This window comes from Nocardioides okcheonensis, from assembly GCF_020991065.1.
Lineage (GTDB): Bacteria > Actinomycetota > Actinomycetes > Propionibacteriales > Nocardioidaceae > Nocardioides > Nocardioides okcheonensis.
On sequence record NZ_CP087710.1, the window covers coordinates 883,572 to 908,525 of the forward strand.

Annotated in this window: 25 protein-coding genes; 8 read left to right on the forward strand and 17 right to left on the reverse strand. The window is 72.4% G+C overall.

Annotation, left to right across the window (positions count from 1 at the left end; translation table 11 throughout):
• Window positions 1–203: 203 nt before the first annotated feature.
• The 11 genes from LN652_RS04035 to uvrA all read right to left on the reverse strand — a co-directional run bounded on the left by LN652_RS04035 (window position 204) and on the right by uvrA (window position 12,637).
• The gene (locus LN652_RS04035) at window positions 204–512 is read right to left on the reverse strand and encodes an RNA polymerase-binding protein RbpA (protein ID WP_230443409.1); all 309 of its coding nucleotides are present in this window, start codon (window positions 510–512) and stop codon (window positions 204–206) included.
• Between the two features lie 92 nt (window positions 513–604).
• A complete protein-coding gene (gene secG, locus LN652_RS04040; protein WP_230443410.1) occupies window positions 605–844 on the reverse strand; it encodes a preprotein translocase subunit SecG in 240 nt (79 codons plus the stop codon).
• A gap of 44 nt (window positions 845–888) precedes the next feature.
• Window positions 889–1,659 (reverse strand): triose-phosphate isomerase, encoded by a 771-nt coding sequence (gene tpiA, locus LN652_RS04045; protein ID WP_230444681.1) that lies wholly within the window; start codon window positions 1,657–1,659, stop codon window positions 889–891.
• Window positions 1,660–1,695: 36 nt separating this feature from the next.
• Window positions 1,696–2,910, reverse strand: coding sequence for a phosphoglycerate kinase (locus tag LN652_RS04050; RefSeq protein WP_230443411.1), 1,215 nt, complete (start codon window positions 2,908–2,910; stop codon window positions 1,696–1,698).
• Window positions 2,911–2,914: 4 nt separating this feature from the next.
• Window positions 2,915–3,910: a type I glyceraldehyde-3-phosphate dehydrogenase gene (gene gap, locus LN652_RS04055; RefSeq protein ID WP_230443412.1), complete on the reverse strand. Its 996-nt coding sequence runs from the start codon at window positions 3,908–3,910 to the stop codon at window positions 2,915–2,917.
• Window positions 3,911–4,141: 231 nt separating this feature from the next.
• Window positions 4,142–5,128 (reverse strand): DNA-binding protein WhiA, encoded by a 987-nt coding sequence (whiA, locus tag LN652_RS04060; protein ID WP_230443413.1) that lies wholly within the window; start codon window positions 5,126–5,128, stop codon window positions 4,142–4,144.
• Window positions 5,129–5,197: 69 nt separating this feature from the next.
• Window positions 5,198–6,166: a gluconeogenesis factor YvcK family protein gene (locus LN652_RS04065; protein WP_230443414.1), complete on the reverse strand. Its 969-nt coding sequence runs from the start codon at window positions 6,164–6,166 to the stop codon at window positions 5,198–5,200.
• Window position 6,167: 1 nt separating this feature from the next.
• Complete coding sequence (gene rapZ / locus LN652_RS04070; protein WP_230443415.1) at window positions 6,168–7,046, reverse strand: RNase adapter RapZ; 879 nt, start codon at window positions 7,044–7,046, stop codon at window positions 6,168–6,170.
• 3 nt (window positions 7,047–7,049) lie between these two features.
• The gene (gene uvrC / locus LN652_RS04075) at window positions 7,050–9,044 is read right to left on the reverse strand and encodes an excinuclease ABC subunit UvrC (RefSeq protein ID WP_230443416.1); all 1,995 of its coding nucleotides are present in this window, start codon (window positions 9,042–9,044) and stop codon (window positions 7,050–7,052) included.
• A gap of 56 nt (window positions 9,045–9,100) precedes the next feature.
• Entirely contained in the window at window positions 9,101–9,565 is a 465-nt protein-coding gene (locus LN652_RS04080) for a QcrA and Rieske domain-containing protein (RefSeq protein ID WP_230443417.1), read from the reverse strand.
• Between the two features lie 51 nt (window positions 9,566–9,616).
• Complete coding sequence (uvrA, locus tag LN652_RS04085) at window positions 9,617–12,637, reverse strand: excinuclease ABC subunit UvrA (RefSeq protein ID WP_230443418.1); 3,021 nt, start codon at window positions 12,635–12,637, stop codon at window positions 9,617–9,619.
• Window positions 12,638–12,787: 150 nt separating this feature from the next.
• Here uvrA and LN652_RS04090 point away from each other — a divergent pair, with 150 nt between their 5' ends.
• Genes LN652_RS04090 through LN652_RS04110 form a run of 4 tightly spaced genes read left to right on the forward strand, consistent with a single transcriptional unit; the run spans window position 12,788 to window position 15,584 of the window.
• The gene (locus LN652_RS04090; RefSeq protein WP_230443419.1) at window positions 12,788–13,492 is read left to right on the forward strand and encodes a maleylpyruvate isomerase family mycothiol-dependent enzyme; all 705 of its coding nucleotides are present in this window, start codon (window positions 12,788–12,790) and stop codon (window positions 13,490–13,492) included.
• Window positions 13,486–14,178, forward strand: a complete 693-nt coding sequence (locus LN652_RS04095) for an MBL fold metallo-hydrolase (protein WP_230443420.1) — start codon at window positions 13,486–13,488, stop codon at window positions 14,176–14,178. Before LN652_RS04090 ends, LN652_RS04095 begins: the two co-directional genes overlap by 7 nt.
• 46 nt (window positions 14,179–14,224) lie before the next feature.
• Window positions 14,225–14,905 carry a thioredoxin domain-containing protein gene (locus tag LN652_RS22000; protein ID WP_329958458.1) on the forward strand — a complete coding sequence of 227 codons (681 nt, stop codon included), beginning with the start codon at window positions 14,225–14,227 and terminating at the stop codon, window positions 14,903–14,905.
• A 37-nt stretch (window positions 14,906–14,942) separates the two neighbouring features.
• Entirely contained in the window at window positions 14,943–15,584 is a 642-nt protein-coding gene (locus LN652_RS04110) for a sulfotransferase family 2 domain-containing protein (RefSeq protein ID WP_230443421.1), read from the forward strand.
• A gap of 38 nt (window positions 15,585–15,622) precedes the next feature.
• Here LN652_RS04110 and LN652_RS04115 read toward each other — a convergent pair whose 3' ends face one another.
• A complete protein-coding gene (locus LN652_RS04115) occupies window positions 15,623–16,267 on the reverse strand; it encodes a sulfotransferase family protein (protein WP_230443422.1) in 645 nt (214 codons plus the stop codon).
• Between the two features lie 70 nt (window positions 16,268–16,337).
• Here LN652_RS04115 and LN652_RS04120 point away from each other — a divergent pair, with 70 nt between their 5' ends.
• Window positions 16,338–16,979 (forward strand): sulfotransferase family 2 domain-containing protein, encoded by a 642-nt coding sequence (locus tag LN652_RS04120; RefSeq protein WP_230443423.1) that lies wholly within the window; start codon window positions 16,338–16,340, stop codon window positions 16,977–16,979.
• 4 nt (window positions 16,980–16,983) lie between these two features.
• Here the strand turns inward: LN652_RS04120 and LN652_RS04125 are convergent, their stop codons facing one another.
• A complete protein-coding gene (locus tag LN652_RS04125; RefSeq protein ID WP_230443424.1) occupies window positions 16,984–17,925 on the reverse strand; it encodes a zinc metalloprotease in 942 nt (313 codons plus the stop codon).
• 101 nt (window positions 17,926–18,026) lie between these two features.
• On the opposite strand from LN652_RS04125, the gene LN652_RS04130 reads away from it, so the two are divergent.
• Window positions 18,027–18,767 (forward strand): dienelactone hydrolase family protein, encoded by a 741-nt coding sequence (locus tag LN652_RS04130; RefSeq protein WP_230443425.1) that lies wholly within the window; start codon window positions 18,027–18,029, stop codon window positions 18,765–18,767.
• Window positions 18,768–18,899: 132 nt separating this feature from the next.
• On the opposite strand, the gene LN652_RS04135 is transcribed toward LN652_RS04130, so the two are convergent.
• Window positions 18,900–19,790, reverse strand: a complete 891-nt coding sequence (locus LN652_RS04135) for an aminoglycoside phosphotransferase family protein (RefSeq protein WP_230443426.1) — start codon at window positions 19,788–19,790, stop codon at window positions 18,900–18,902.
• A gap of 38 nt (window positions 19,791–19,828) precedes the next feature.
• Here LN652_RS04135 and LN652_RS04140 point away from each other — a divergent pair, with 38 nt between their 5' ends.
• A complete protein-coding gene (locus tag LN652_RS04140; protein ID WP_230443427.1) occupies window positions 19,829–21,112 on the forward strand; it encodes an alpha/beta hydrolase in 1,284 nt (427 codons plus the stop codon).
• Between the two features lie 35 nt (window positions 21,113–21,147).
• Complete coding sequence (locus LN652_RS04145; protein WP_230444683.1) at window positions 21,148–21,798, forward strand: class I SAM-dependent methyltransferase; 651 nt, start codon at window positions 21,148–21,150, stop codon at window positions 21,796–21,798.
• Here LN652_RS04145 and LN652_RS04150 read toward each other — a convergent pair.
• From LN652_RS04150 to LN652_RS04160, 3 genes are read right to left on the reverse strand one after another with little or no spacing between them, the layout of a single operon-like run.
• Window positions 21,754–22,893, reverse strand: a complete 1,140-nt coding sequence (locus LN652_RS04150; RefSeq protein ID WP_230443428.1) for a prenyltransferase/squalene oxidase repeat-containing protein — start codon at window positions 22,891–22,893, stop codon at window positions 21,754–21,756. The two genes, LN652_RS04145 and LN652_RS04150, sit on opposite strands and share 45 nt — an antisense overlap.
• Complete coding sequence (locus tag LN652_RS04155) at window positions 22,890–23,639, reverse strand: class I SAM-dependent methyltransferase (protein WP_230443429.1); 750 nt, start codon at window positions 23,637–23,639, stop codon at window positions 22,890–22,892. The genes LN652_RS04150 and LN652_RS04155 overlap by 4 nt, the downstream gene beginning before the upstream one ends.
• Window positions 23,626–24,897 carry a glycosyltransferase family 4 protein gene (locus LN652_RS04160; RefSeq protein WP_230443430.1) on the reverse strand — a complete coding sequence of 424 codons (1,272 nt, stop codon included), beginning with the start codon at window positions 24,895–24,897 and terminating at the stop codon, window positions 23,626–23,628. The genes LN652_RS04155 and LN652_RS04160 overlap by 14 nt, the downstream gene beginning before the upstream one ends.
• Window positions 24,898–24,954: the final 57 nt, after the last annotated feature.

A 24,954-nucleotide genomic window follows, 5' to 3' on the forward strand; every position in this document is an offset into this window, starting at 1 on the left:
ATCGTGCGCAGCGCTGTCCACAGCCACGCAGCGCGAGGAACTGCCCGGTCAGCACGATCCAGCGCGAGGAACTGCCCGGTCAGCACGATCCAGCGCGAGGAACTGCCCGGTCAGCACGATCCAGCGCGAGGAACTGCCCGGTCAGCACGATCCAGCGCGAGGAACTGCCCGGTCAGCAGGTTCCAGCGCGAGGAAGTGCCCGGTCAGAAGATGATCTCGCCGGCCTTGCGGCGGCTGCGCAGGAGGGCGACGGCCTCGTCGAGGATGTCGGCCGCCTCCGTCTCGCTGCGACGCTCCTTCACGTAGGCGAGGTGCGTCTTGTAGGGCTCGATCTTCGGCGCCGGCGGCGGGTTCTCGCTGTCGAGGCTGGCCGGCAGGCCGCACTTGGGGCAGTCCCACGACTCCGGCACGGCGGCCTCGATCGCGAAGGTCACCACCGAGCGGTGGTCATGACTGCAGAAGTAGGTGACCGTCTGCCGGGGCGCGGCCTCGCCACGCTCGGCCTCACCCATCGGCCCCGCTCCGACCCGACTACCGCGGATCGCGTTTCCACCACCACCGGCCACGAGGACTCCTTCGGCTCACTTCACAAGGGGGGAGTTGTTCAGTTGCCCTGGTAGGCCTTGAGCAGGCCCAGGGCGATGATGCAGGCAAACCAGATGATGCCGGTCCCGATCGTGAACCGGTCGAGGTTGCGCTCGGCCACCGACGATCCCCCCAGGCTGCTGGAGACGCCGCCGCCGAACATGTCGGACAGGCCGCCGCCACGCCCCTTGTGGAGGAGCACCAGCAGGATCATGATCGCGCTCGTCGCAACGAGCAGGATGGTGAAGAGCAGAATCACGATGCGAAGCCTACGTCACGACCTGGGGCGACCGGTGAGGGGCCTCACAGCACCGGCATGTCGCGGAAACGGCAGATTCCGCCGAACTCCTCGACCTGCAGGCTGGCGCCACCGACGAGGCACCCGTCGACGTCCGGCTTCTCCATGATGCCGGCCACGTTGGCCGCCTTCACCGAGCCGCCGTAGAGGATCCGCAGGCCATCGGCGGCCCCGTCACCGTGCACCTCGCGCACCCGCTCGCGGATCGCCGCGCAGACCTCCTGCGCGTCGTCCGGGGTGGCGACCTCGCCCGTGCCGATCGCCCAGACCGGCTCGTAGGCCACCACGAGCCCGGCCACCTGCTCGGCGGTGAAGCCGTCCAGGGAGCCGTCGACCTGCGTCAGGGTGAAGGGGACGTGCTCCCCCGCCTGGCGCACGTCGAGGCCCTCGCCGACGCAGACGATCGGCGTCATGCCGGCCTGCAGCGTCTTGTGGGCCTTGGCGTTGACCAGCTCGTCGCTCTCCTGGTGGTACATCCGTCGCTCGGAGTGGCCCACGACGACGTAGGAGCAGCCGAGCTTGGCGAGCATGCCGGCGGAGATCTCACCGGTGTAGGCGCCGCTGTCGTGCACCGAGACGTCCTGCGCGCCGTAGCCCAGCGACAGGCGGTCGCCGTCGACGAGCGTCTGCACCGACCGCAGGTCGGTGAACGGCGGCACCACGACGACCTCGACGGCACTGAAGTCGTGCCGCTTGTCCGACAGCGTCCACGCGAGCTTCTGGACCAGCACCACCGCTTCCTGGTGGTTGAGGTTCATCTTCCAGTTGCCCGCCATCAGCGGGGTGCGGGTGTTCTTCGTGGCAGCCACGGATCAGTCCCTCTCGAGTACGGCGATGCCCGGGAGCTCCTTGCCCTCCAGGAACTCCAGCGACGCGCCACCGCCGGTGGAGATGTGACCGAACGCGGCCTCGTCGAAGCCGAGCGTGCGGACCGCGGCGGCGGAGTCGCCGCCGCCGACCACCGACAGGCCGTCGACCTTGGTCAGCGCCTCGGCGACGGCGCGGGTGCCGTCGGCGAACGCGTCGACCTCGAAGACGCCCATCGGCCCGTTCCAGAAGACCGTGCGGGCGTCGGCCAGGGCGGCCGCGAAGGCCGCCGACGAGTCGGGGCCGATGTCGAGGCCCAGGGCGTCCGCCGGGATCTCGCCGGCGGCCACGACCCGGGGCTCGGGCTCGCGGTCGCCCGACGGGAACGCCGTGTCGACCACGACGTCGGTGGGGAGCAGGATCTCGACGCCGCGGTCCTCCGCCTCGCGGAGGTAACGGGTGCAGGTGTCGAGCTGGTCGGCCTCGAGCAGGCTCTTGCCGACCTCGTGCCCCTGCGCCTTGAGGAAGGTGAACACCATCCCGCCGCCGATGAGCAGCTTGTCGGCCTTGTCGATCAGGTTGTCGATGACGCCGAGCTTGTCGGAGACCTTCGACCCGCCCAGCACGACCACGTAGGGCCGGTCCGGGTGCTCGGTGAGGCGACGCAGCACGTCGACCTCCGCCGCGACCAGCCCGCCCATCGCGGACGGCAGCCGGAGCGCGACGTCGTAGACGCTGGCCTGCTTGCGGTGCACGACGCCGAAGCCGTCGGAGACGAAGGCGTCGGCGAGCTGGGCGAGCTGGTCGGCGAAGGACGCGCGGACGGCGTCGTCCTTGCTGGTCTCGCCGTCGTTGAAGCGAACGTTCTCCAGCAGCGCGACGTCGCCGTCGCCGAGGCCCTCGACCGTCTCGGTGGCGCTCGCCCCGACCGTGTCGGTGGCGAAGGCGACCGGCCGGCCGAGCAGCTCGGAGAGCCGCTCGGCGACCGGACGCAGCGAGTACGCCGGGTCGGGCGCTCCCTTGGGCCGGCCCAGGTGGGCGGTGACGACCACCCGGGCGCCCGCCTCGGCGAGCCGGTCGATGGTCGGGACGCTCGCGCGGATCCGGCCGTCGTCGGTGATGGTGGTGCCGTCGAGGGGCACGTTGAGGTCCGAGCGGACCAGGACGCGCTTGCCCCTCAGGTCACCCAGCGACTCGATGCCTGCAGTGTGGTCGGTCATCGATTCAGAGCGACGAGCCGACGTGCGTGATCAGGTCGGCGAGGCGGTTGGAGTAGCCCCACTCGTTGTCGTACCAGCCGAGCACCTTGACCTGGTTGCCGATGACCTTGGTCAGCGGCGCGTCGAAGATGCACGACGCGGGGTCGGTCACGATGTCGGTGGACACGATCGGGTCGGTGGAGAACTTCAGGAACCGGCCGTCGGCGGCCGCCTTGACGATCTCGTTGACCTCCTCGACCGACGTCTCGCGCGAGGCCTCGAAGGTGAGGTCGGTGGCCGAGCCGGTCGGGACCGGGACGCGCATGGCGTAGCCGTCGAGCTTGCCCTTGAGCTCCGGGAGCACCAGGCCGATCGCCTTCGCGGCACCGGTCGAGGTCGGGACCATGTTGAGCGCGGCCGCACGGGCGCGGCGCGGGTCCTTGTGGATGTTGTCCTGGAGGTTCTGGTCGGCGGTGTAGGCGTGGATGGTCGTCATCAGGCCCTTGGTGATGCCGAGGCCGTCGTTGAGGGCCTTGGCCATCGGCGCCAGGCAGTTGGTCGTGCAGGACGCGTTGGAGATGACCGTGTGCTGGGCCGGGTCGTAGAGCTCGTGGTTGACGCCCATCACGATGGTGATGTCCTCGTTGGAGGCGGGCGCGGAGATGATGACCTTCTTGGCGCCCGCGTCGACGTGGGCCCTGGCCTTGGTCGCGTCGGTGAAGAAGCCGGTGGACTCGACGACGACGTCGACGCCCAGGTCGCCCCACGACAGGTTGGCCGGGTCGCGCTCGGCCGAGACCGCGATCTTCTGGTCGCCGACCATGATCGAGGTGTCGTCGCTCGAGACGTCGGCGTCGAGGCGGCCGAGGATCGAGTCGTACTTCAGCAGGTGGGCGAGCGAGGCGTTGTCGGTCAGGTCGTTGACACCGACGATCTCGATGTCGGCGCCCGAGGCGCGCACGGCGCGGAAGAAGTTGCGGCCGATGCGGCCGAAGCCGTTGATGCCGACGCGAACAGTCATGTCTGTGTGCCTCCTGGGATGGGGGCCTTCGGTGACCCCGTGGACAGCCTGGCCTTCGGTGACCAGCATCACCGACCCTATCGGGTGGCGGCGACGTGCCCGAGCGCGGTCTCCCGCGGTACGGACAGGTAACTTTGGAACGATCCAAAGCCGGGCACAGCCTCGCGCCCGGTGGTCCCGGGCGCAAGGGCCGAACGTCCCGCCGCCCCGGAGGGCGCCGGGGAGCCGGCCTCAACCCTCGTCGACGAGCATCTCCGGCGTCAGCGAGGCCTCGGTGTCGGGGATGCCGAGCTCCTCGGCGCGCTTGTCGGCCATCGCGAGCAGCCGGCGGATCCGGCCGGCGATCGCGTCCTTGGTGAGCACCGGGTCGTGCAGCTGCCCGAGCTCCTCGAGCGACGCCTGCTTGTGCTCGAGGCGCAGGTGGCCGGCCTGGCGCAGGTGGTCGGGGATCTCCTCGCCGAGGATCTCCAGGGCGCGCTCGACCCGAGCCCCCGCGGCCACCGCCGCACGGGCCGAGCGGCGCAGGTTGGCGTCGTCGAAGTTGGCGAGCCGGTTGGCGGTCGCGCGCACCTCGCGCCGCATCCGCCGCTCCTCCCAGGCCATCAGCGACTCGTGGGCCCCGAGACGGGTCAGCAGCGCGCCGATCGCGTCGCCGTCGCGGATGACGACCCGGTCGACGCCGCGCACCTCGCGCGCCTTGGCCGAGATCCCGAGGCGGCGGGCCACGCCGACGATGGCGAGGGCGGCCTCCGGGCCGGGGCAGGTGATCTCCAGGGAGGAGGACCGGCCGGGCTCGGTGAGCGAGCCGTGGGCCAGGAACGCGCCGCGCCACGCGGCGACGGCGTCGCAGCCACCGCCGCTGACGACGGCCGGCGGCAGGCCACGCACCGGGCGCCCGCGCTGGTCGAGCAGGCCGGTCTGGCGCGCCAGCGCCTCGCCGTCCTTGGTCACCCGGACGATGTAGCGGCTGCCCTTGCGGATGCCGTTGCCCTGCACCATGACGACGTCGGAGGTGTGCCCGTAGACCTCGGAGATGTCCTTGCGGAGCCGGCGCGCGGCCGCCCCGGTGTCGAGCTCGGCCTCGACCACGATCCGTCCGCTCACGATGTGGAGACCGCCCGCGAAGCGGAGCATCGAGGCGACCTCGGCCTTGCGGCAGCAGGTCTTGGTGATCTGGGTGGAGGCGAGCTCGGCCTTCACCTGTGCCGTCATTGCCATGGCCCGAATCCTGCCATGGAGGTCAACGACCCTCGGCGGGCTCGTCGAGGACCCCCGCGCGGACGTGACTCAGGCCTCGTCGACGATCCGCCGGAAGGCCTCGGCGAGCCGGTCGGGGTCGTGACGCGGCTCCCCCGGCACGCAGACGTCGGCCACGACCAGGCGCCCGCCGCGGTCGGCGACCACCTTCTCCAGCTGCTCGCGGTCCTCCCCGACCGACGCCGCGTCGGCGAGCACGGTGTGGACGGTGAGGTCGGGCGCGTGCTCCCAGAGCGCGGCCAGGTGGTCCTCGGCGCCGAAGCCGGTGGTCTCCCCCGCCTGGGCCTCCAGGTTGAGGACGACCACCAGCCGGGCGTCGGTCTCGGCGAGCGCGCGGCGCAGGCCGGGGACCATGAGGTGCGGGATCACCGAGGTGAACCACGACCCGGGCCCGAGCACCACCCACTCGGCCGCGAGGATCGCCTCGACCGCCTCCGGGCAGGCCTGCGGGTCCTCGGGGACGAGGGAGACGGACTCGATCTGACCGGGCGCGGTCGCGACCTCGACCTGGCCCTGCACGACCTGCACCCGGGTGGGGTCGTCGGGGTCGCCGCCGCGGACGCGACCGGTGATGTCCATCGGCGTGGTCGCCATCGGCAGCACCCGTCCGTGGGCGCCGAGGAGGCGTCCGACCCAGTCGAGCGCGCGCACGTGGTCGCCCATCAGCTCCCAGAGCGACACGATCAGCAGGTTGCCGACGACGTGGCCGTTCATCTCGCCGTCGCCGGCGAAGCGGTGCTGGACGACGTCGGCCCAGGTCCGGCCCCACTCGTCGTCGCCGCAGAGCGCGGCCAGCGCCATCCGGAGGTCGCCGGGCGGGAGCACGCCGAACTCGCCCCGGAGCCGACCGGAGGACCCGCCGTTGTCGGCGACGGTCACGATCGCGGTGAGGTCGTCGATGGTGAGGTCGTCGTGGAGGCGTCGCAGCGCCGACAGGGTCGCGGCCAGCCCGTGCCCGCCGCCGAGCGCGACCGCGGCCTGCGCGGTCTCGCGGGCCACGTCACTCCCTGCCGAGGTCGCGGTGCGCGGTGCTGACGTCGTGGCCGGACTCGCGGAGCAGGCCCGCGATCGCCTCGGTCATCGCGACGCTGCGGTGCTTGCCGCCGGTGCAGCCGACCGCCACCTGCATGAAGCGCTTGCCCTCGACGAGGTAGCCCTCGGCGACGGTCCGCAGCACGGGGAGGTACTGGTCGAGGAACTGTCCCGCTCCGGGCTGGGAGAGGACGTACGCCGAGACGTCGGGGTCGCGACCGTTCTGCGGGCGCAGCTCGGGGATCCAGTGGGGGTTCGGGAGGAACCGCATGTCGGCCACCCAGTCCGCGTCGACGGGGATGCCGTACTTGAAGCCGAAGCTGATGACGGTCACCTTGAGCCGGGTGGAGGCCTCGGTGCCGAAGAGCCCGGCGATCCGGTCCTGGAGCTGGTGGACGTTGAAGTTGGAGGTGTCGAGGAGCACGTCGGCGTCGCCGCGGAGCTCGGCCATCACCTCGCGCTCGCGGCGCAGCCCGTGGAGCAGCCGCCCGCCCGCCTGCAGCGGGTGGGGACGGCGCGCGGCCTCCTGGCGCCGGACCAGCACGTCGTCGGTGGCCTCGAGGAAGAGCAGCGTCGTGGGGCGACCGGTGACCTGCTGGTGCCGGTTGGCCTGGAGGGAGTCGAAGAACGAGCCGGAGCGCACGTCGACCACGACCGCGATCGGCTGGGTGATGCCGCGGCTGTCGTCGACGAGGCGCACGACGTCGCGCACCAGCGTCGGCGGCAGGTTGTCGACGACGAAGTAGCCGAGGTCCTCGAGCTCCTTGGCCGCGGTGCTGCGCCCGGCGCCGGTCATGCCGGTGACGATCACCAGCTCGCCGGGGGTCGGCTCGCTCACGTGGGACATGACCTAGTCCTCCTCCAGGATCTCGCCGGTGGCGGTGTTGACCACCGGTGCGGTGGCTGCAGTCTTGCGGCTCGCGTCGCCCTTCGCGACCGCGTCCTTGATGGCGGCGGCGGTGCGGGGCCCGATGCCGGGCACCAGCGCGATGTCGTCGACCTCGGCCTCGCGGAGCTTCTTCAGCGAGCCGAAGTGCTTGAGAAGCGTCCGACGCCGCACCTCGCCGAGCCCGGGGACGTCGTCGAGCAGGCTCTCCACCATCGACTTGGAGCGGCGGTTGCGGTGGTGGGTGATCGCGAAGCGGTGGGCCTCGTCGCGGATCCGCTGGAGGAGGTAGAGGCCCTCGCTGGTGCGGGCCATGATCACCGGGTCCTCCTCGTCGGGCAGCCACACCTCCTCGAGCCGCTTGGCGAGCCCGCAGACGGGGATGTCGTCCATGCCGAGCTCGGCGAGCGCCTGCTGGGCCGCCGCGACCTGCGGCGGGCCGCCGTCGACGACCACCAGGGAGGGGGCGTACGCGAACTTGCGCGGGCGGCCCGTCTCCGGATCGACGAGCATCGGACCCGCGTCGGTGCTGACCGTCTCGCTCCTGCCCTGCTCGTCCTGGAGCCGCTTGAAGCGCCGGGTGATCACCTCGTGCATCGAGGCGACGTCGTTCTGCCCGTCGACGCCGCGGATCACGAACCGGCGGTACTCCGACTTGCGGGCCAGGCCGTCCTCGAAGACGACCATCGAGGCGACGACCTCGGTGCCCTGGAGGTTGGACACGTCGTAGCACTCGATGCGCAGCGGCACCTCGTCGAGCGACAGCGCCTGCTGGATCTCCTCGAGCGCGCGGTTGCGGGTGGTGAGGTCGCTGGCCCGCTTGGTCTTGTGGAGCGCGAGCGCCTGGGCGGCGTTCGAGGCGACGGTCTCCTGCAGGTCGCGCTTGTCGCCGCGCTGCGGGACCCGGATCGCGACCCTGCTGCCGCGCCGCTCCCCCAGCAGCTCCTCGAGGACCTGGTGGTCCGGCGGCAGCGCCGGGACCAGCACCTCCCGCGGGATCGCGTCGCGGCCCTCGTCGCTGGTGACCCCGCCGTAGAGCTGGAGCAGGAAGTCCTGGACGAGCTCGGCGGTGCCGCCCTCATCGGTGCGGTCGGCGACCCAGCCGCGCTGGCCGCGGATCCGGCCGCCGCGGACGTAGAAGATCTGCACCGCCACCTCGAGCGGGTCCTCCGCCAGCGCGATCACGTCGGCGTCGGTGCCGTCGCCGAGCACGACCGCCTGCTTCTCCAGCGCCTTGGTCAGCGCCCCGAGGTCGTCGCGCAGCCGGGCCGCCTTCTCGAAGTCGAGCGCCTCGGAGGCGGCGTACATCTCCTTCTCGATGCGACGCGTGAAGGCCGAGGTGTTGCCGGCCATGAAGTCGCAGAAGTCGTCGACGATCTCGCGGTGCTGCTCGGCGCTGACCGTGCCGACGCAGGGCGCCGAGCACTTGTCGATGTAGCCCAGCAGGCAGGGGCGGCCGATCTGGGCCGAGCGCTTGAACACGCCGTTGCTGCACGAGCGCATCGGGAAGACCCGCAGGAGCAGGTCGACCGTCTCGCGGATCGCCCACGCGTGGCTGTAGGGGCCGAAGTAGCGCGTCCCCCGGCGCTTCGCGCCGCGCCCCACCATCACGCGGGGGAACTCCTCGCCGACCGTGACCGCGAGCCAGGGGTACGACTTGTCGTCGCGGTACTTGACGTTGAAGCGCGGGTCGAACTCCTTGATCCAGCTGTACTCCAGCTGGAGGGCCTCGACCTCCGTGTCGACGACCGTCCACTCCACGCTCGCGCCGGTGGTCACCATGGTGGCCGTGCGCGGGTGCAGGTTGCCGATGTCCTGGAAGTACGACGACAACCGCGGACGCAGGCTCTTGGCCTTGCCGACGTAGATCACGCGGCCCTTGGCGTCACGGAACCGGTAGACCCCCGGCTTGGTCGGGATCGACCCCGGCGCAGGTCGGTAGGAGCTCGGCGTGGCCACCGGACAACCCTACGGGCGACCCCCGACAGCGCCCGCCGCGTGGTGGCGGGTGAGGGTCAGGCGCGGGTGATGGAGTCGCCGTCGACCGCGATCTGGACCTCGGCCAGCCCCGACGTCGCCGGGCCCTGGATGACCGAGCCGTCCTCGATCGAGAAGGTGCTGCCGTGGCAGGGGCACGGGATCTCCCCGTCGGTGCTCGACTCGACCGAGCAGCCCTGGTGGGTGCACGTCGCGGAGAACGCCTTGAAGTCGCCCTCGGTCGGCTGGGTGACGACGACCTTGGCGGCCGCGACCACGAAGCAGCCGCCCACCGGCACGTCGGCCGTGGTCGCGAGCGCCTCGGCCGTCGCACCGTCGCTGCTGCTCGAGCCGGAGTCGCTCGGCTCGCTGGAGCCGGACGAGGAGTCGGACGGGGAGGAGTCGCTCGCGGTGTCGTCCGAGCCGCAGGCGGCCAGCAGGGGCACGCCCACGGCGACGGCAGCGGATCCGGCGAGGGCACGACGTCGGTTGATGGCTGTCATGGCGCGAGACTAGCCAGCAGCCCTGTGAAAACCCTGTGAGATGCCGCCGAGCTACTTCTTCGCGGCTGACTTCCTCGCCGGCGCCTTCTTCGCGGCCGCCTTCCTGGCAGGCGCCTTCTTCGCGGCAGTCTTCTTGGCGGTCGCCTTCGTCGTCGTCCGGCCCGGGCCCTCCGCGGCCGCCGCACGACGCGGCTTGCCGGGCTGCTTCGCGCCGCGGCCCTCGAGGATCGGCTTAAGGAAGGCGCCGGTGTGGCTCGCCTCGACCTCGGCGACCTCCTCCGGGGTGCCCTCGGCGACGACCGTGCCACCGCGCGAGCCGCCCTCGGGACCCATGTCGACGAGCCAGTCGGCGGTCTTGATCACGTCGAGGTTGTGCTCGATCACCAGGACCGTGTTGCCCTTGTCGACCAGGCTGGACAACACCCCGAGGAGCTTGCGGATGTCCTCGAAGTGGAGGCCGGTGGTGGGCTCGTCGAGGACGTAGACGGTGCGGCCCGTGGAGCGCTTCTGCAGCTCGCTGGCGAGCTTGACGCGCTGCGCCTCACCGCCGGAGAGCGTGGTCGCGGGCTGGCCGAGGCGGACGTAGCCGAGGCCGACCTCCTCCAGCGTCGTCATATGCCGCGCGATCGCCGGGACGGCCGCGAAGAACTCCGCGGCCTCCTCGATCGGCATGTCGAGGACCTCGGCGATGGTCTTGCCCTTGTAGTGGACCTCGAGCGTCTCGCGGTTGTAGCGGGCACCGTGGCAGACCTCGCACGGGACGTAGACGTCGGGCAGGAAGTTCATCTCGATCTTGATGGTGCCGTCGCCGGAGCACGCCTCGCAGCGCCCACCCTTGACGTTGAACGAGAACCGGCCCTGGAGGTAGCCGCGCATCTTGGCCTCCGGCGTGGAGGCGAAGAGCTTGCGGATGTGGTCGAAGACGCCGGTGTAGGTGGCCGGGTTGGACCGCGGGGTGCGGCCGATCGGCGACTGGTCGACGTGGATGACCTTGTCGACGTGCTCGAGGCCGGTGATCTTGGTGTGCCGGCCCGGCACGGTGCGGGCGTTGTAGATCTGCTTGGCCAGCGACGTGTAGAGGATGTCGTTGACCAGGGTCGACTTGCCCGAGCCCGAGACGCCGGTGACCGCGCAGAAGACGCCGAGCGGGAAGCTGACGTCGACGTCCTGCAGGTTGTGCTCGCGGGCGCCGTGGACGGTGAGCTCGCGCCCGACCGTGCGGGGCCGACGCACCGCCGGGACCGGGATCTCGCGCCGGCCGGAGAGGTACTGGCCGGTCATCGAGTCGGGGTGGGTCAGCAGGTCCTCGACCGTGCCGGAGTGGACGACCTGGCCGCCGTGCTCGCCGGCGCCGGGACCGATGTCGACGACCCAGTCGGCCACCCGCACGGTGTCCTCGTCGTGCTCGACCACGATGAGGGTGTTGCCGAGGTCCTTGAGCCGGACGAGGGTCTCGATCAGCCGCTGGTTGTCGCGCTGGTGCAGGCCGATGGACGGCTCGTCGAGGACGTAGAGCACGCCGACGAGGCCGGCGCCGATCTGGGTGGCGAGCCGGATCCGCTGCGCCTCGCCGCCCGAGAGCGACCCGCTGGGCCGGTCGAGGGAGAGGTAGTCGAGGCCGACGTCGAGCAGGAACTGCAGGCGCTCCTGGATCTCCTTGAGCACCCGCTCGCCGATCTGGCGCTCGCGCACGGAGAGGTCGACGGTGCGCAGGTAGTGGGCGGTCTCGTTGATCGGCAGCGCGCAGAGCTGGGCGATGTTGAGCCCGCCCTGGTCGCGGGCGCCGAGGGTCACCGAGACGGAGACCGGCTTGAGGCGCGAGCCCTGGCAGGTCGGGCACGGCACCTCCCGCATGAAGCCCTCGAAGCGCTCGCGGCTGGTGTCGGACTCGGCCTCGCGGTGGCGGCGCTCGACGTACGGGCGGACGCCCTCGAACGCGGCGTAGTAGGCCCGCTCGCGGCCGTAGCGGTTGCGGGTGACGACGTGGACCTTGGTCTTGTGCCCCTCGAGGAGCGAGGTGCGCGCCTTGGGCGGCAGCTGCTCCCACGGCGTGTTGAGGTCGAAGCCGAGCTCCTCGCCGAGCGCGTTGACCAGGCGGAGGAAGTAGTCGGCGACGTGCGCGCCGCTCCACGGCGCGATCGCGCCCTCGCCGAGGGTGGCGCCCGGGTCGGGGACGACGAGCTCGGGGTCGACCTCCATCCGGGTGCCGAGGCCGGAGCACGCCGGGCAGGCGCCGAACGGTGAGTTGAAGGAGAACGAGCGGGGCTCGAGGTCGTCGGTGTCGATGGTGTGGTCGTTGGGGCACGCCATCTTCTCGGAGAACTTCATCTCCCGGCCCGGGTCCTTGGCGTCGAGGTCGACGAAGTCGAACACGACGAGGCCGCCGGCGAGGCCGAGCGCGGTCTCGACCGAGTCGGTGAGGCGGCGCTTGGAGGACTCCTTGACCGCGAGCCGGTCGACGACCACCTCGATGGTGTGCTTGAGCTTCTTGTCGAGGACCGGCGGCTCGTCGAGGGTGTGGGTCTGCCCGTCGACGCGGGCGCGGCTGAAGCCCTGCTGCTGGAGCTGGCGGAAGAGCTCGACGTACTCGCCCTTGCGGCCACGGATGACCGGCGCCAGCACCTGGAAGCGGCGGCCCTCCTCGAGCGCGAGGACCCGGTCGACGATCTGCTGCGGCGTCTGCCGCTCGATCGGGGCGCCGCAGGTCGGGCAGTGGGCCCGGCCGGCCCGGGCGTAGAGCAGGCGGAGGTAGTCGTAGACCTCGGTGATGGTGCCGACCGTCGAGCGCGGGTTCTTCGAGGTCGACTTCTGGTCGATGCTGACCGCCGGGCTCAGGCCCTCGATGAAGTCGACGTCGGGCTTGTCCATCTGGCCGAGGAACTGCCGCGCGTAGGCCGAGAGCGACTCGACGTAGCGGCGCTGGCCCTCGGCGAAGATCGTGTCGAAGGCGAGGCTGGACTTCCCGGAGCCGGAGAGCCCGGTGAAGACGATCAGGGAGTCGCGAGGAAGGTCGATCGACACGTCCTTGAGGTTGTGCTCGCGGGCGCCCCGGATGATGAGCTGGTCGGCCACAGTGGTCCTCGTTCTGGCGTGAGTCGGGGTCGAACAGATGTTCGTCCCAGTGTCCCGGTCGGGTCAAGCCGACAGACCGTGACACTTTCTCACGCACCTCCGACAGCGCACCCATCGTCCACCCGGCAGGGTGGGTGGCACGATGGCCGCGTGACCGAGACCACGCCCACCGTCGGCGACCTGCTGCACGCGGCCGACGGCGCCCTCGTCCGCACGGTCGACGGGCTCGACGCGACCGCGCTCGCCGATCCGTCCCTGCTCCCGGGGTGGACCCGCGGGCACGTGGTCGCCCACCTGGCGCTCAACGCCGAGGCGCTGGCCGGCGTCCTGCACGGCGCCCACGTCGGCCGGCCGCAGCCCATGTACCCCTCGCAGGAGCGCCGCGACACCGACATCGACGACCTCGCCGTCGCCGCCCCCGCGGAGCTCCGCCAGCGTCTCCTCGCCGGCACCGGCGCCTTCGCCGAGGCCCTCCGGTCGATGGGCGACGCGGACTGGGACGGCAGCTTCGAGCGCACCCCGGGCGCGCGGGTGATCCGGGTGGCGGCGGTGCCGCTGATGCGGCTGCGCGAGGTGGAGATCCACCACGCCGACCTCGGCAGCGGCTACACCCACGCCGACTGGAGCGCCGACTTCGACCGGGTCCTGCTCGACTCGCTCACGAAGTTCGACACCCCGACGCCGATCACCGTCCGTCCCACCGACCTCGACGGCGAGTGGCGCTACGGTCCGGAGGGCGACGGCCCCGTCGTGTCCGGCCCCGCCGGCGCGGCCGCCTGGTGGCTCACCGGCCGCGGGTCGGGCGAGGGCCTCACGTCCAGCACGCACGAGCTCCCGGAGATGGAGGCATGGTGAACGACCACACCTACACGGGGGACGTGTCCCCCGGCGGCACCCCCGACGTACGCACGCTGGGGTCGCTCACGATCACCAAGGTGGCCGTGGACCCGGAGATGTCCAACAACTGCTACCTCCTGCACTGCGGGGAGACCGACGAGCTGGTCCTCGTCGACGCCGCCGCCGAGCCGGAGCGGCTGCTCGGGCTGATCGGCGACCGCTCGCTCACCTCGGTCGTCACGACCCACCAGCACTGGGACCACCACCGCGGCCTCGCCGCAGTGGTGGCCGCGCACCCCGGCGCGACCGTCGTCGCCGGTGCGCCCGACGCCGACGCGATCGAGGAGCAGACCGGGGTCCGGGTCGGTCGCCGGGTCGGCGACGGCGACAAGGTCGCGGTCGGCACCTGCGACCTGCAGGTCGTGGCGATCGCCGGGCACACGCCGGGCTCGATCTGCCTGCTGCTCGACGACGGGCAGGTCGCACCCACGCCGCACCTGTTCACCGGCGACTCGCTCTTCCCGGGCGGCGTCGGCAACACCTTCGGCGACGCCGACGCCTTCGTGCAGCTGCTCGGGGAGGTCGAGACCAAGCTCTTCGACCGGCTGCCCGACGAGACCTGGTTCTACCCCGGCCACGGCAACGACGGGCGCATCGGCGACGAGCGCCCGCACCTCGCGGAGTGGCGCGAGCGGGGCTGGTGACGCCCGGCCGCACCGGGGTCCACGGCCGGCGTGGCAGGCTGGGTGCATGAGCACGCGTGACCTGACCCTGGCCGACTTCGAGCAGACCGTGAGCGGCGAGGGCATCGTCCTGGTCGACTTCTGGGCCTCCTGGTGCGGTCCGTGCCGCCAGTTCGCCCCGGTCTACGAGAAGGCGTCGCAGGACAACCCGGACATCGTCTTCGGCAAGGTCGACACCGAGGCCGAGCAGCAGCTGAGCCAGATGGCGGCGATCACCTCGATCCCGACGCTGATGCTCTTCCGCGACGGGGTCCTGCTGTTCAACCAGGCCGGCGCGCTGCCGCCGCAGGCGCTGGCCGGGGTCATCGAGCAGGCCCGCGAGCTCGACATGGACGCCGTGCACCAGGAGGTGCAGGCCGCCCAGGAGGCCGCCGCCAACGGGCCGCAGGACGAGGTCGACCTCGACCAGTTCGCCGCCGCGCACAGCCAGGGCGCGTACGTCGTCGACGTCCGCGAGGCCGACGAGGTCGCCGGCGGCCGGGTGCCCGGCGCCGTGCACATCCCGATGAACGAGGTGCCCGGCCGCGTCGCCGAGCTGCCGCAGGACACCCCCTTCTTCGTCATCTGCGCCGCCGGGGGCCGCAGCCGCCAGGTGGTCGACCACCTGCGCGCGCAGGGCCTCCCCGCCATCAACGTGGCCGGCGGCACCGGCGGCTGGGCGCAGCGCGGCTGGCCGCTGGAGTCCTGAGCCCGGCCCGTCCCGACCGTTGGGATAGCCTCGGCGCGTGCTGATCAGCGACTCCAAGCAGGTGCTCTTCGTCCACGTCCCCAAGACGGGTGGCGTGTCGGTCGAGGACACCGTGCGGGAGGCCTGCCCGGACGCCCGCAAGGCCCGTCCCGCGCTGGGCCGGCACGCGACCCTGGGCAAGATCCTCAAGCACGAGCCGCAGGTCGCCGACTACTGGACCTTCGGGTTCGTCCGGAACCCGTGGGCCCGGATGGTGTCGTGGTACTCGATGATCTCGCAGTGGGACCGCCGCCACGGGCCGGCCAGCGGCAAGCCGCAGGACGTCAAGCACGGGTCGATGCGCGACGGCAACGAGATGTGGCGCGCCGCGGCGGCCTACTCCGGCTTCGACGAGTTCGTCCTGCGCGGCACCGAGGAGCTGCCCCGCGTCGGCACCCCGCAGATCCGCTACCTGCGTGCCCCGAAGCACGGCCGCGAGGTCGACTTCATCGGCCGCACCGAGAACTTCGTCGCCGACCTCCAGCGCGTGCAGGTCCAGCTCGGCCTCGAGCCGTCGACGCCGGTGCACAAGAACAAGTCGAAGCACGGCACCTACCACGACTACTACACCGACGAGACGCGCGCGAAGGTCGCCGAGGTCTACGCCGAGGACATCGACCTCTTCGGCTACACGTACTGACCCGGCCCGCGGCCGACCGCGCGCACAACCGGTCGGGCCTACGGCTCGAGGCGGGTCCCGCGTGCGCCCGCCCACTCGCCCGTGTCCTGCAGCCGGCTCCACACGGCGTACTCCGGGGCGAAGTGGACGACGAGCGCGGACCGGGTGGCGTCGGACAGCTCGCCGCGCTCGGCGCCCGAGGCGTTGCGCCGCTCGAACTCCAGCGGTGCGCCGACGCGCGCGCTGAACCACGGCTCCCAGACGTCCGGGCGGTCGACCGCGAAGATCCGGTCGACCGCGATCCCGCCCTGGGCCCGGATGAACTTCGCCGGACGCCCCCGCGGGACGGGCGCGTCGTCGTCGCCGGCCAGGTAGCGCTGCGCGAACTCCTCGAACGTCATGTCGGCCGTCGAGCGCCGGCTGTCGTCGCGGGCGCGGTAGCGCCACCACGACTCGAGCCACGCGAGCGGCTCGCGGAACATCGTGACGAGCTCGTAGGAGTCGCGCGGGTGTCCCTGCGCGGCGAGCTCGTGGGCCCGGGTGTGCACGAAGCCCCGCGCGGGGAGGTGCTTCTGGGCGGGCGGAGCGCCGACCACCTCGGTGGCGTACGGCGCCAGCGACCGCTCGAGGGTGGTGCTGGCGGTCTTCGGGAGGGCCAGGAGCACGAAGTCGCGACCGGGCCCGAGACCGAGGAACGTCATCACCCCCCGATCATCGCGCACCGGGGGGCGGTCGGCCCCACCTGCCACCGGTGCGTGGGCTAGCCTCGCGCCCGTGCTGATCTCCGACGCCCGCCGCGCGCTCTTCGTGCACGTGCCGAAGACCGGCGGCGTCTCGGTCGGGGTCACCTTCACGCGCACCTGCCCGGACGCGCGCAGCAAGGCGCCGGGGGTCACTCCGCCGCTGGGACGGCACGCCCCGTACGCCCGGATCCTGCGCGCCGAGCCGCACGTCTCCGACTACTGGTCGTTCGCCTTCGTCCGCAACCCGTGGGCGCGGATGGTGTCGTGGTGGTCGATGATCGACGACTGGAACCGCGAGTGGGGCCCGGCCAGCGGACGGCCGCAGGAGGGCGCGACCCGGATGCGCGGCAACGACCTGTGGCGCGCGGCCGCGACGTACTCCGGGTTCGAGGAGTTCGTGCTGCGCGGCACCGAGGAGCTCCCCCGGCTCGGGCGGCCGCAGGTGCACTACCTGCGCGCCCCCGGGCGGGAGGTCGACTTCGTCGGCCGGACCGAGACGTTCGCCGAGGACCTCGCGGAGGTGGAGCGCCGCCTCGGCGGCGACCCGACGCGCGTGCCGCACCGCAACCGGTCGCCGCACGGCAGCTACCGCGACTACTACACCCCGGCCACCCGGGACCGGGTGGCCGAGGTGTACGCCGACGACCTCGAGGCCTTCGGCTACACGTTCTGAGCCGTCAGCGGGCCCGGTACTGCTGCCAGGCGTCACTCATCCGCGTGACCTGACCGGGCGTGAACTGGTACATGCAGGAGTCCTGCGTGTAGTCCATGTAGTTGTGGATCGGGTCCAGGCCGGGCGCGGCGCAGGTGTCGGCCCCGACCGGGCAGTCGAACTGGGCGGTGGCCTCCGCCGCGGTGTCGGCGACCTGGTCGCCCTGACCCTTGCAGCCGCCCTGGAACGTGTGGAACAGCGCGAGCCAGTGACCGACCTCGTGGGTGAGGGTGTCGCCGAACGCGTACTTGCCGGCCGTGCCGCCGGGCATCGACTCGTCGAGGATCACGACGCCGTCGTTGCTGCTGAGCCTCTTCGTCGGGAACGTCGCCCAGCCGAGCAGGTCGTCGCCGATGTCGGCGGTCCAGACGTTGAGGGTGTTCTTGCCCCCGACGCGGGTGGCTGCCTTCATCTCCTTCTCGACCGGTCCGGGCGTGACCGTGGACCACGTGTCGTTCTCGAAGAAGTCGACCTTCGCCAGCGAGAAGCGGAACGGCGTCGCCGTGGAGGCCTCGGCGCCGGTGCGCCCGGCGTACGCCTCGTTGAGGACGCCGACCTGCGCCTGCACCAGCTGGCCGAGGCGATCCTTGGCGGCCTGCGTGGTGCCGACGGGGACGACCACGTGGAAGTACGTCGGGACGGTGACCGACCCGGCCGGGAGCAGCCCGGCGGGCTCGAGCGCGGAGTACTGCGACGCCGAGCCCTGGAAGAGGGCGGGCTCGAGCTGCTTGGAACCCTTGCGGACCCGCGCCGCGGCAGCGTGGCCGTGGTCGTCGGCGCAGGCGGCGACCCCGGGCGACGGCGCCTGGGCGGAGGCCGGGACCGCGGCGGTGGCGGTCGTCGCGGTGCCGACGATCGCGAGGCTGGCGGCGAGGGCGAGGGTGCGGAGGGGACGGTGGTGGGACATCCGAGAATCACCTTGTCTGTGGGGGGGTCGGGCAACGGACAGCAACCTAGACCGGCGTTCGGACACTGAACAGGCCTTGACAGGCCTGCGAGCCTGCGCAGGTGGACGCACTCGAGACCTGGACCCGATCCGAGCACACCGCCGACGTCGACGGCTCGCCGACGACGCACCCGGTCTGGCGCAAGGGCTCCGGCCCGGGCGTGGTGGTCGTCCACGAGGTCCCGGGGCTGACGACCGGGGTCATCGCCTTCGGCGAGGAGCTGGTCGAGGCCGGCTACACCGTGCTCCTCCCCCACCTCTTCGGCCCCGTCGGGCGCCCGTTCGGCGGCGGCGACGTGCTGCGCACCCTGCCCCGCCTCTGCGTGAGCCGCGAGTTCACCATGCTCGCGACCGGCGTCACCACGCCGGTCGCCGGCTGGCTCCGGTCGCTCGCGCGCGAGCTCCACGCCGAGCTCGGCGGTCCGGGCGTCGGCGCCCTCGGCATGTGCTTCACCGGCGGCTTCGCGCTGGCCATGATGGTCGACGAGTCGGTGGTCGCACCGGTCGTGTGCCAGCCGAGCGTCCCCTTCCCGGTCGGGGGCAGGCGCGCAGCCGACCTCAACCTGTCGCCCGCCGACACCGAGGCCGTGCGCCGCCGCGCGTCCGGCTGCCAGGTCCTCGGCATCCGCTACGCCGCCGACCCCGCCGTCGGCACCCGCTTCGACACCCTGACGTCGCTGATCGGCGACGACTTCGTCCGCGTCGAGCTGCCCGGCAAGGGCCACTCCACCGTCACCGAGCAGCGCTCGCAGGTCGCCGTCGACGCGGTGCTGGAGTTCTTCGGCGAGCGGCTGCGCGCCTGACCCGCCGCCCGGCCACCGGTGGTCGAGGAGGGACGGAGTCCCGTCACGAGACCCGCCCACCCGGGTCTCGTGACGGTCGCTGCGCGACCTCCTCGACCAGCGGATCGCCCGACCACCGGTGGTCGAGGAGGGTCAGTCCAGCGAGGCGACGAGCTGGCGGACGGTCCGCAGGCCGAGCCCCGACATCCGCGGGGAGGTCTCCCGGTAGTAGGTGAAGCCGCTGATCGCCGGGGCGAGCGCGAACCCGCGGCCTCGCCGGTAGGCGGCCTCGTCGAGGCCGGTCGCCTCGCGGTAGGGCTCGGCGGCGGCCCGGGGCAGGTCACCCCACATCGCGTTGAGCTCGATGGCCGGGTCGCCACGCCCGGCGCAGCCCCAGTCGATGACCGCGGCGAGCCGGCCGTCGCGCACCAGCAGGTTGCCCTCGTGCAGGTCGCCGTGGAACCAGCGGGGCTCGCCGTCGTACGCCGGCGCCGCGAGCGCGTCCTCCCAGACCGCCAGCACCGCGGCGTGCGACACCTCAGCCGGGTCGGCACGCGCGGTCCAGCGGCGTACCCACTCGTCCATCGACGCCAGGGGCGCGCCGCGCCCGTCGGTGGCGACCGGGCCGTCCATCCCGGGCACGTCGCGGCAGGCGCGGACGAACGCCCCCAGCGACGCCGCCCACTCCTCGGGGTCGAACGTGGCCGGCGTCGGCGTGCTCCCCTCGACCCACGGCACGACCGTCCACGCGAAGGGATACTCGTGGCCGGGCTCCCCGAGCGCCAGCGGCGCCGGGACCACCACCGGCAGGTGCGGCGCGATCCGGGGCAGCCAGGCGTGCTCGAAGGCCACGCCCTCCGCCGGTCCGGGGATCCGCGGCATCCGCACCAGGAGCTCGTCGCCGAGCCGGAACAGCTGGTTGTCGGTGCCCACCGGGGGCAGCCGCCGCACCGGCAGACCGGCCCACTCCGGGAGCTGGTCGGCCACGAGCCGGCGGACCGTCTCGTCGGTGATCGTGATCTCGTCGTCGTGCATCCTGGTCATCGCCCGCGACGCTAGTACTGGTCGGTAGATTCGGGCACGTGAGTTTCCTCGGTCGCCAGAGCATCGTCGCCGCCCTGACCGCCAACGGCCTGCGTCCCGCACGCGGGCGACGCAGCGGCTTCGGGTCGTTCCTCGCCGGCTTCGTCTTCAACGAGACCGCGCCGCAGGTGCTGGCGCTCACCGCCGTCGACGCGGCCGTGCACCTCACCCGTGCCCGCCGCGGCGGGGTCCGCGCCAAGGCCGGGCTGGCGCTCGCCGGCGCGAGCGCGCTGGGCCTGGCCCACATGGTCCGCCAGAGCCGCCGGGCCGAGCAGGTCCTCGAGGACGCGCTGGAGGAGGGCCTCGGGGTCGACTACGTCGAGCAGCTCGACCGGGTGCCCGACCCCGCCGACCTCGCCACGTCGGTGCGCCACCTCGCCAGGCCGTTCGACTTCCGCGACGACGGGGTGCGGGTGATCAGCGACGTGCCCTACACCGAGGCGGGCCGCCGGGGCACCCTCGACCTCTACCTCCCGGCCGGCGAGGACCGCATCGAGGGAGCGCCGGTGCTGCTCCAGGTCCACGGCGGGGCGTGGGTCTACGGGACCAAGGAGAAGCAGGGCCGGCCGCTGATGAACCGGATGGCCGCGCAGGGATGGGTCTGCGTCGCGATCAACTACCGGCTCGCGCCCCGCGATCCCTGGCCCGCGCACGTCGTCGACGTGAAGCGCGCCATCGCCTGGGTGCGCGAGCACATCGCGGAGCACGGCGGCGACCCGGACTACGTCGTCATCACCGGCGGGTCCGCGGGCGGCCACCTCGCCGCGCTCGCCGCGCTCACGCCCGGCGACCCCGCGTTCCAGCCCGGCTTCGAGGACGCCGACACCAGCGTGCAGGCGGCCGTGCCGTTCTACGGCGTCTACGACTTCGCCGGCTCGACCGGCCTCGCGAACGCGATCAGCATGCGCGACGCGTTCCTGGGGCCGCGGGTCATGCAGACCACGTGGACCGACGCCCCCGACGTCTACGAGGCGGCGTCCCCGATCCTGCGGGTCACCCCGGACGCACCCGACTTCTTCGTCGTCCACGGCGAGCTCGACAGCCTCGTCGCGGTCGACCAGGCGCGCCTCTTCGTCGCCGAGCTGCGCCGGACGTCGCGGAGGTCGGTCGTCTACGCCGAGCTCCCCGGCGCCCAGCACGCCTTCGAGGTCTTCCACTCGATCCGCAGCGAGCACGCCGTCCGGGCGGTCGACCGCTACCTGTCGTGGCACTGGAACACCTGGCGCCACGGACTGGAGGCCGACAGCGGCGTCGAGCCCGAGGCGCTGGACGACTCGGCCTGAGCCCCCGGCCGCGCCGGCACTAGGGTTCCCCCGTGATGCCTCCGGACCTGCTCGAGCACGCCCGCGCCGCCAAGGGCTTCATGCCCGAGGACGAGGGTGCGCTGCTGCACCGCTGGGCGTGCGAGCGGCTCCCCCACGGGCCTGCGCTCGAGGTCGGCACCTACTGCGGCAAGTCGGCCGTCTGGCTGGGCGCGGCCGCCCGCGAGGTCGGCGGGACCGTGTTCACCGTCGACCACCACCGGGGCTCGGAGGAGAACCAGGCCGGCTGGGAGCACCACGACGACACCCTGGTCGACGCCGGGCGCGGGCTGATGGACACCCTCCCGACCTTCCGGCGCACCATCGCCGACGCGGGCCTGGAGGACCAGGTGGTCGCCGTCGTCGGGCGCTCCGAGACGGTGAGCCGCTGGTGGCGTACGCCGCTCGCCCTGCTGTTCATCGACGGCGGGCACGGCGTGGAGCCGGCACGCGCGGACTTCCGCGGGTGGGTGCGGTGGGTCGCCGCCGACGGCGTCCTGCTGGTCCACGACGTGTTCCCCGACCCCGCCGACGGGGGCCGTCCGCCCTACGAGGACATCTACCTGCCCGCGCTCGCGAGCGGCGCATTCACCGAGGTCGAGGCGGTCGGGTCGATGCGGGTGCTACGCCGGACGTCCGGCGACGCCGGCGACCCGGTCGGCGCCTGACCCCGCCTCCGAGGGGCAGCCGCACTCCAGGCCGATCTCCGCGAGCTCGGGCCCGAGCGTCGTGCCGCGCATGACGTCGGCGCCGGGCGTCGTGTCGGTCAGCGCGTCGACCGCGAGGACGACGGCCGCGGCGGTGTAGGTCGTGTGCTCGTGCGGCCAGTTGACGCCCGCCTCGCCGGGCGCCGTGGAGAACACGTAGCCCGTCCAGTAGGAGCCCTCGGCGGTGCGCAGGTGCTGCACGTCGGCCAGCAGCCGCCGGGCGCGCTCGCGGTCGCCGAGGGCCTCCAGCGCGAGCACCAGCTCGGCGGTCTCCGCGCCGGTCACCCACGGGTTGGTGGAGACGCAGCGGATGCCGAGGCCGGGCTCGACGAAGGTGTCCCACCGCTCGGAGAGCAGGGCGTGCGCGGCCTCGCCGCGGACGGCACCGCCGAGGACGGGGTAGTACCAGTCCATCGAGAACTCGGACTTGTCGAGGAACAGGTCGCGGTGCTCGCGCAGCGCGTGGCCGAGCCGGCCGCCCGCGAGCTCCCACTCGGGCTGCTCCTCCCCCAGCAGCGCGGCGAGGGCGACGCCGGCGCGCAGGGAGTGGTGGATGCTCGACGACCCGGCGAGCAGCGCCTCCTCGTTGACCCGGCCGGGCGCGCCGTCGTACCACTCCTGCGACCACGCGATGCCACCGAACGGGAGCTGGAGCGACACCACGAAGTCCAGCGCACGGCGCACCGTCGGCCACATCAGCCGGACGAAGGCCTCGTCGCGGGTGACCAGCCAGTGGTGCCAGGTGGCCACGGCGACGTAGGCCGACATGTTGGTCTCGCCCGAGTGGTCCTCGACCTCGCCGCCGACGACCTTCATCGGCCACGACCCGTCGGCGCGCTGGGTCTCCCGCACCCAGGCGTACGCGCGGTCCGCCGCCGCGGGCTGGCCGCCCACCAGGAGCGCCATCGCCGACTCGAGGTGGTTCCACACGTCGGTGTGCTCCCCCGGCGTCCACGGCACGGCTCCCGACGGCTCCTGCATCGCCGCGATGCTCGCCGCGGTCTGCTCGACCTGCGCCCAGGTCAGCACGCCGGGGGTCGTCGGGCCGTGGCTCACGAGGCCTCGGGCTTGCGGAAGTAGAGCACCATGCTCTTGCCGATCAACGGATCGAGGACCTTGCCGGCCGCCCGCAGCGCACGGGGGTTCTCCATGATCTCCCAGACCAGCAGCCTGTGGTACGCCCTGGCGAGCGGGTGCTCGTCGTTGGTCACGCCGACCGCGCACTTGATCCACCAGTACGGCGCGTGCAGCCCGTGGGCGTAGCCCTTGCCGACGAGCTCCATCGCGTCGCCGGGGGTGCCGTCGTTGTGGCGACCGGCCTTGGTGACCTTGTCGACGAGCTCCTCGGCCGTGTAGATCCGGACGTGGCCGCCCTCGGCGTTGTGGTAGTCGTCGGACAGCTTCCAGTTGATCACCTCGGGCAGCCACCGCGGCACCGAGACGGCGAGCGTCCCGCCCGGGCGCAGCACCCGGACGAGCTCCTTGATCGCGTCGACGTCGGCGTGGATGTGCTCGAGGACCTCGGCGGCGACGATCCGGTCGAACTCGCCGTCGGCGAAGGGCAGCGCGAGCGCGTCGCCCTCCTTGACGTCGGCCTCCGCGCCCTCGGGCACCTCGCCGGCCTCGCGCATGGCGGTGAACCACTCCCGCACGGTGGCGAGCTCGTCGGCGTCCTGGTCGAACGCGATCACGTCGGCGCCCCGCTTGTACATCTCGAACGCGTGCCGACCGGCACCGCAGCCCATGTCGAGCACGCGGTCGCCCGGGCGCAGCCCGAGGCGGTCGAAGTCAACGGTCAGCACGGCGGTTCTCCTTCTCCTGCCGCTTCTCCGCGTGGAAGTCGGCGATGGTCTCCTCGTAGGCGGCGGCGGTGGCCTCGGCCACCGCGCGCCAGCTGAACAGCTCCTGCACCCGCGCGCGTCCGGCCGCACCCATGGCCGTACGCCGCTCGGGGTCGTCGAGCAGCGCCGCGAGGGCCTGCTCGAGCTCGCCGACGTCGCCGGGGGTCACCAGGTCGGCGCACTCGCCGTCGGGACCGACGACCTCGGGGATGGCGCCGGCGCGGGAGACGACGAGCGGGGTCGCGCACGCCATCAGCTCGGCGGTCGGCAGGGAGAAGCCCTCGTAGAGCGACGGCACGCACGCGACCTCGGCGGACCCCATCACGGCGACGAGCTCCTCGTCGCTCACGCCGCTGACGAAGCTCACCCGGTCGGTGATGCCGAGCTGGTCGACGAGCTGCTCGGTGCGACCGCCCGGCTCCGGCTTCGTGACGAGGACGAGCGAGACGTCGCGCTCGACGCTGAGCTTGGCGAACGCCTCGAGCAGCGTGGCGATGCCCTTCATCGGGGCGTCGGCGCTCGCCATCGCGAGGATCCGGCCGGGGACGCGCGGGACGCTCGGCGGTGCGAACACGTCGTCGACGCCGAGCAGGACCGTACGCATCCGGGCCGGGTCGACGCCGAAGTCGCGGGCGACGTCGCGCCGCGAGGACTCCGACGGCGTGAGGATCCTGCGGTAGCGCTTGGCCGTGCGCGACTGCATCCGCAGGAAGCCGTACCAGCGACGCAGCGTCAGCCGCTTGCGCCACGTCGGCGCGGTCTGCAGGTCGATCCGGCGGTCCATCGTGATCGGGTGGTGGATGGTGGCGACGACGGGCAGGCCGTAGTCCTCGAGGTCGAGGATCCCGGTGCCGAGCACCTGGTTGTCGTGGGCGACGTCGAAGTCGCCGGCGCGGTCCTTCATCAGTCGCGAGATGCGCGAGCTGAAGGTCTTCGGCTCGGGGAACCCGGCCGTGCACATGGTGAGGAACTCCTCGACGTCGATCCGGTCGCGGAACTCGCGCAGGTGCGGCACGCGGAACGGGTCGGGCTCGCGATAGAGGTCGAGGCTCGGGACCTTGGTGAGCCGGACGCCCTCGTCGAGCTCCGGGTAGGGCTGACCGGAGAACACCTCGACCTCGTGGCCGAGGCGGACGAGCTCCCGGCTCAGGTGGCGGACGTAGATGCCCTGCCCGCCGCAGTGCGGCTTGGTCCGGTAGGACAGCATGGCGATGCGCACGTGGTTGCCTCTCGATGGCGCTCGTGGAACGGCCATTATGCCTACCGGTCGGTAGGC

Bases quoted from the DNA above. Each gene is read 5' to 3' on its own strand.
- LN652_RS04050 (WP_230443411.1), bottom strand. From the start codon at position 2,910: ATGACCGACCACACTGCAGGCATCGAGTCGCTGGGTGACCTGAGGGGC.
- LN652_RS04125 (WP_230443424.1), bottom strand. From the start codon at position 17,925: ATGTCCCACCACCGTCCCCTCCGCACCCTCGCCCTCGCCGCCAGCCTC.
- LN652_RS04080 (WP_230443417.1), bottom strand. From the start codon at position 9,565: ATGACAGCCATCAACCGACGTCGTGCCCTCGCCGGATCCGCTGCCGTC.
- gap (WP_230443412.1), bottom strand. From the start codon at position 3,910: ATGACTGTTCGCGTCGGCATCAACGGCTTCGGCCGCATCGGCCGCAAC.
- LN652_RS22000 (WP_329958458.1), top strand. From the start codon at position 14,225: ATGAGCACGCGTGACCTGACCCTGGCCGACTTCGAGCAGACCGTGAGC.
- LN652_RS04145 (WP_230444683.1), top strand. From the start codon at position 21,148: ATGCCTCCGGACCTGCTCGAGCACGCCCGCGCCGCCAAGGGCTTCATG.
- whiA (WP_230443413.1), bottom strand. From the start codon at position 5,128: ATGGCAATGACGGCACAGGTGAAGGCCGAGCTCGCCTCCACCCAGATC.
- rapZ (WP_230443415.1), bottom strand. From the start codon at position 7,046: ATGTCCCACGTGAGCGAGCCGACCCCCGGCGAGCTGGTGATCGTCACC.
- LN652_RS04035 (WP_230443409.1), bottom strand. From the start codon at position 512: ATGGGTGAGGCCGAGCGTGGCGAGGCCGCGCCCCGGCAGACGGTCACC.
- LN652_RS04095 (WP_230443420.1), top strand. From the start codon at position 13,486: ATGGTGAACGACCACACCTACACGGGGGACGTGTCCCCCGGCGGCACC.
- tpiA (WP_230444681.1), bottom strand. From the start codon at position 1,659: ATGGCGGGCAACTGGAAGATGAACCTCAACCACCAGGAAGCGGTGGTG.
- LN652_RS04135 (WP_230443426.1), bottom strand. From the start codon at position 19,790: ATGACCAGGATGCACGACGACGAGATCACGATCACCGACGAGACGGTC.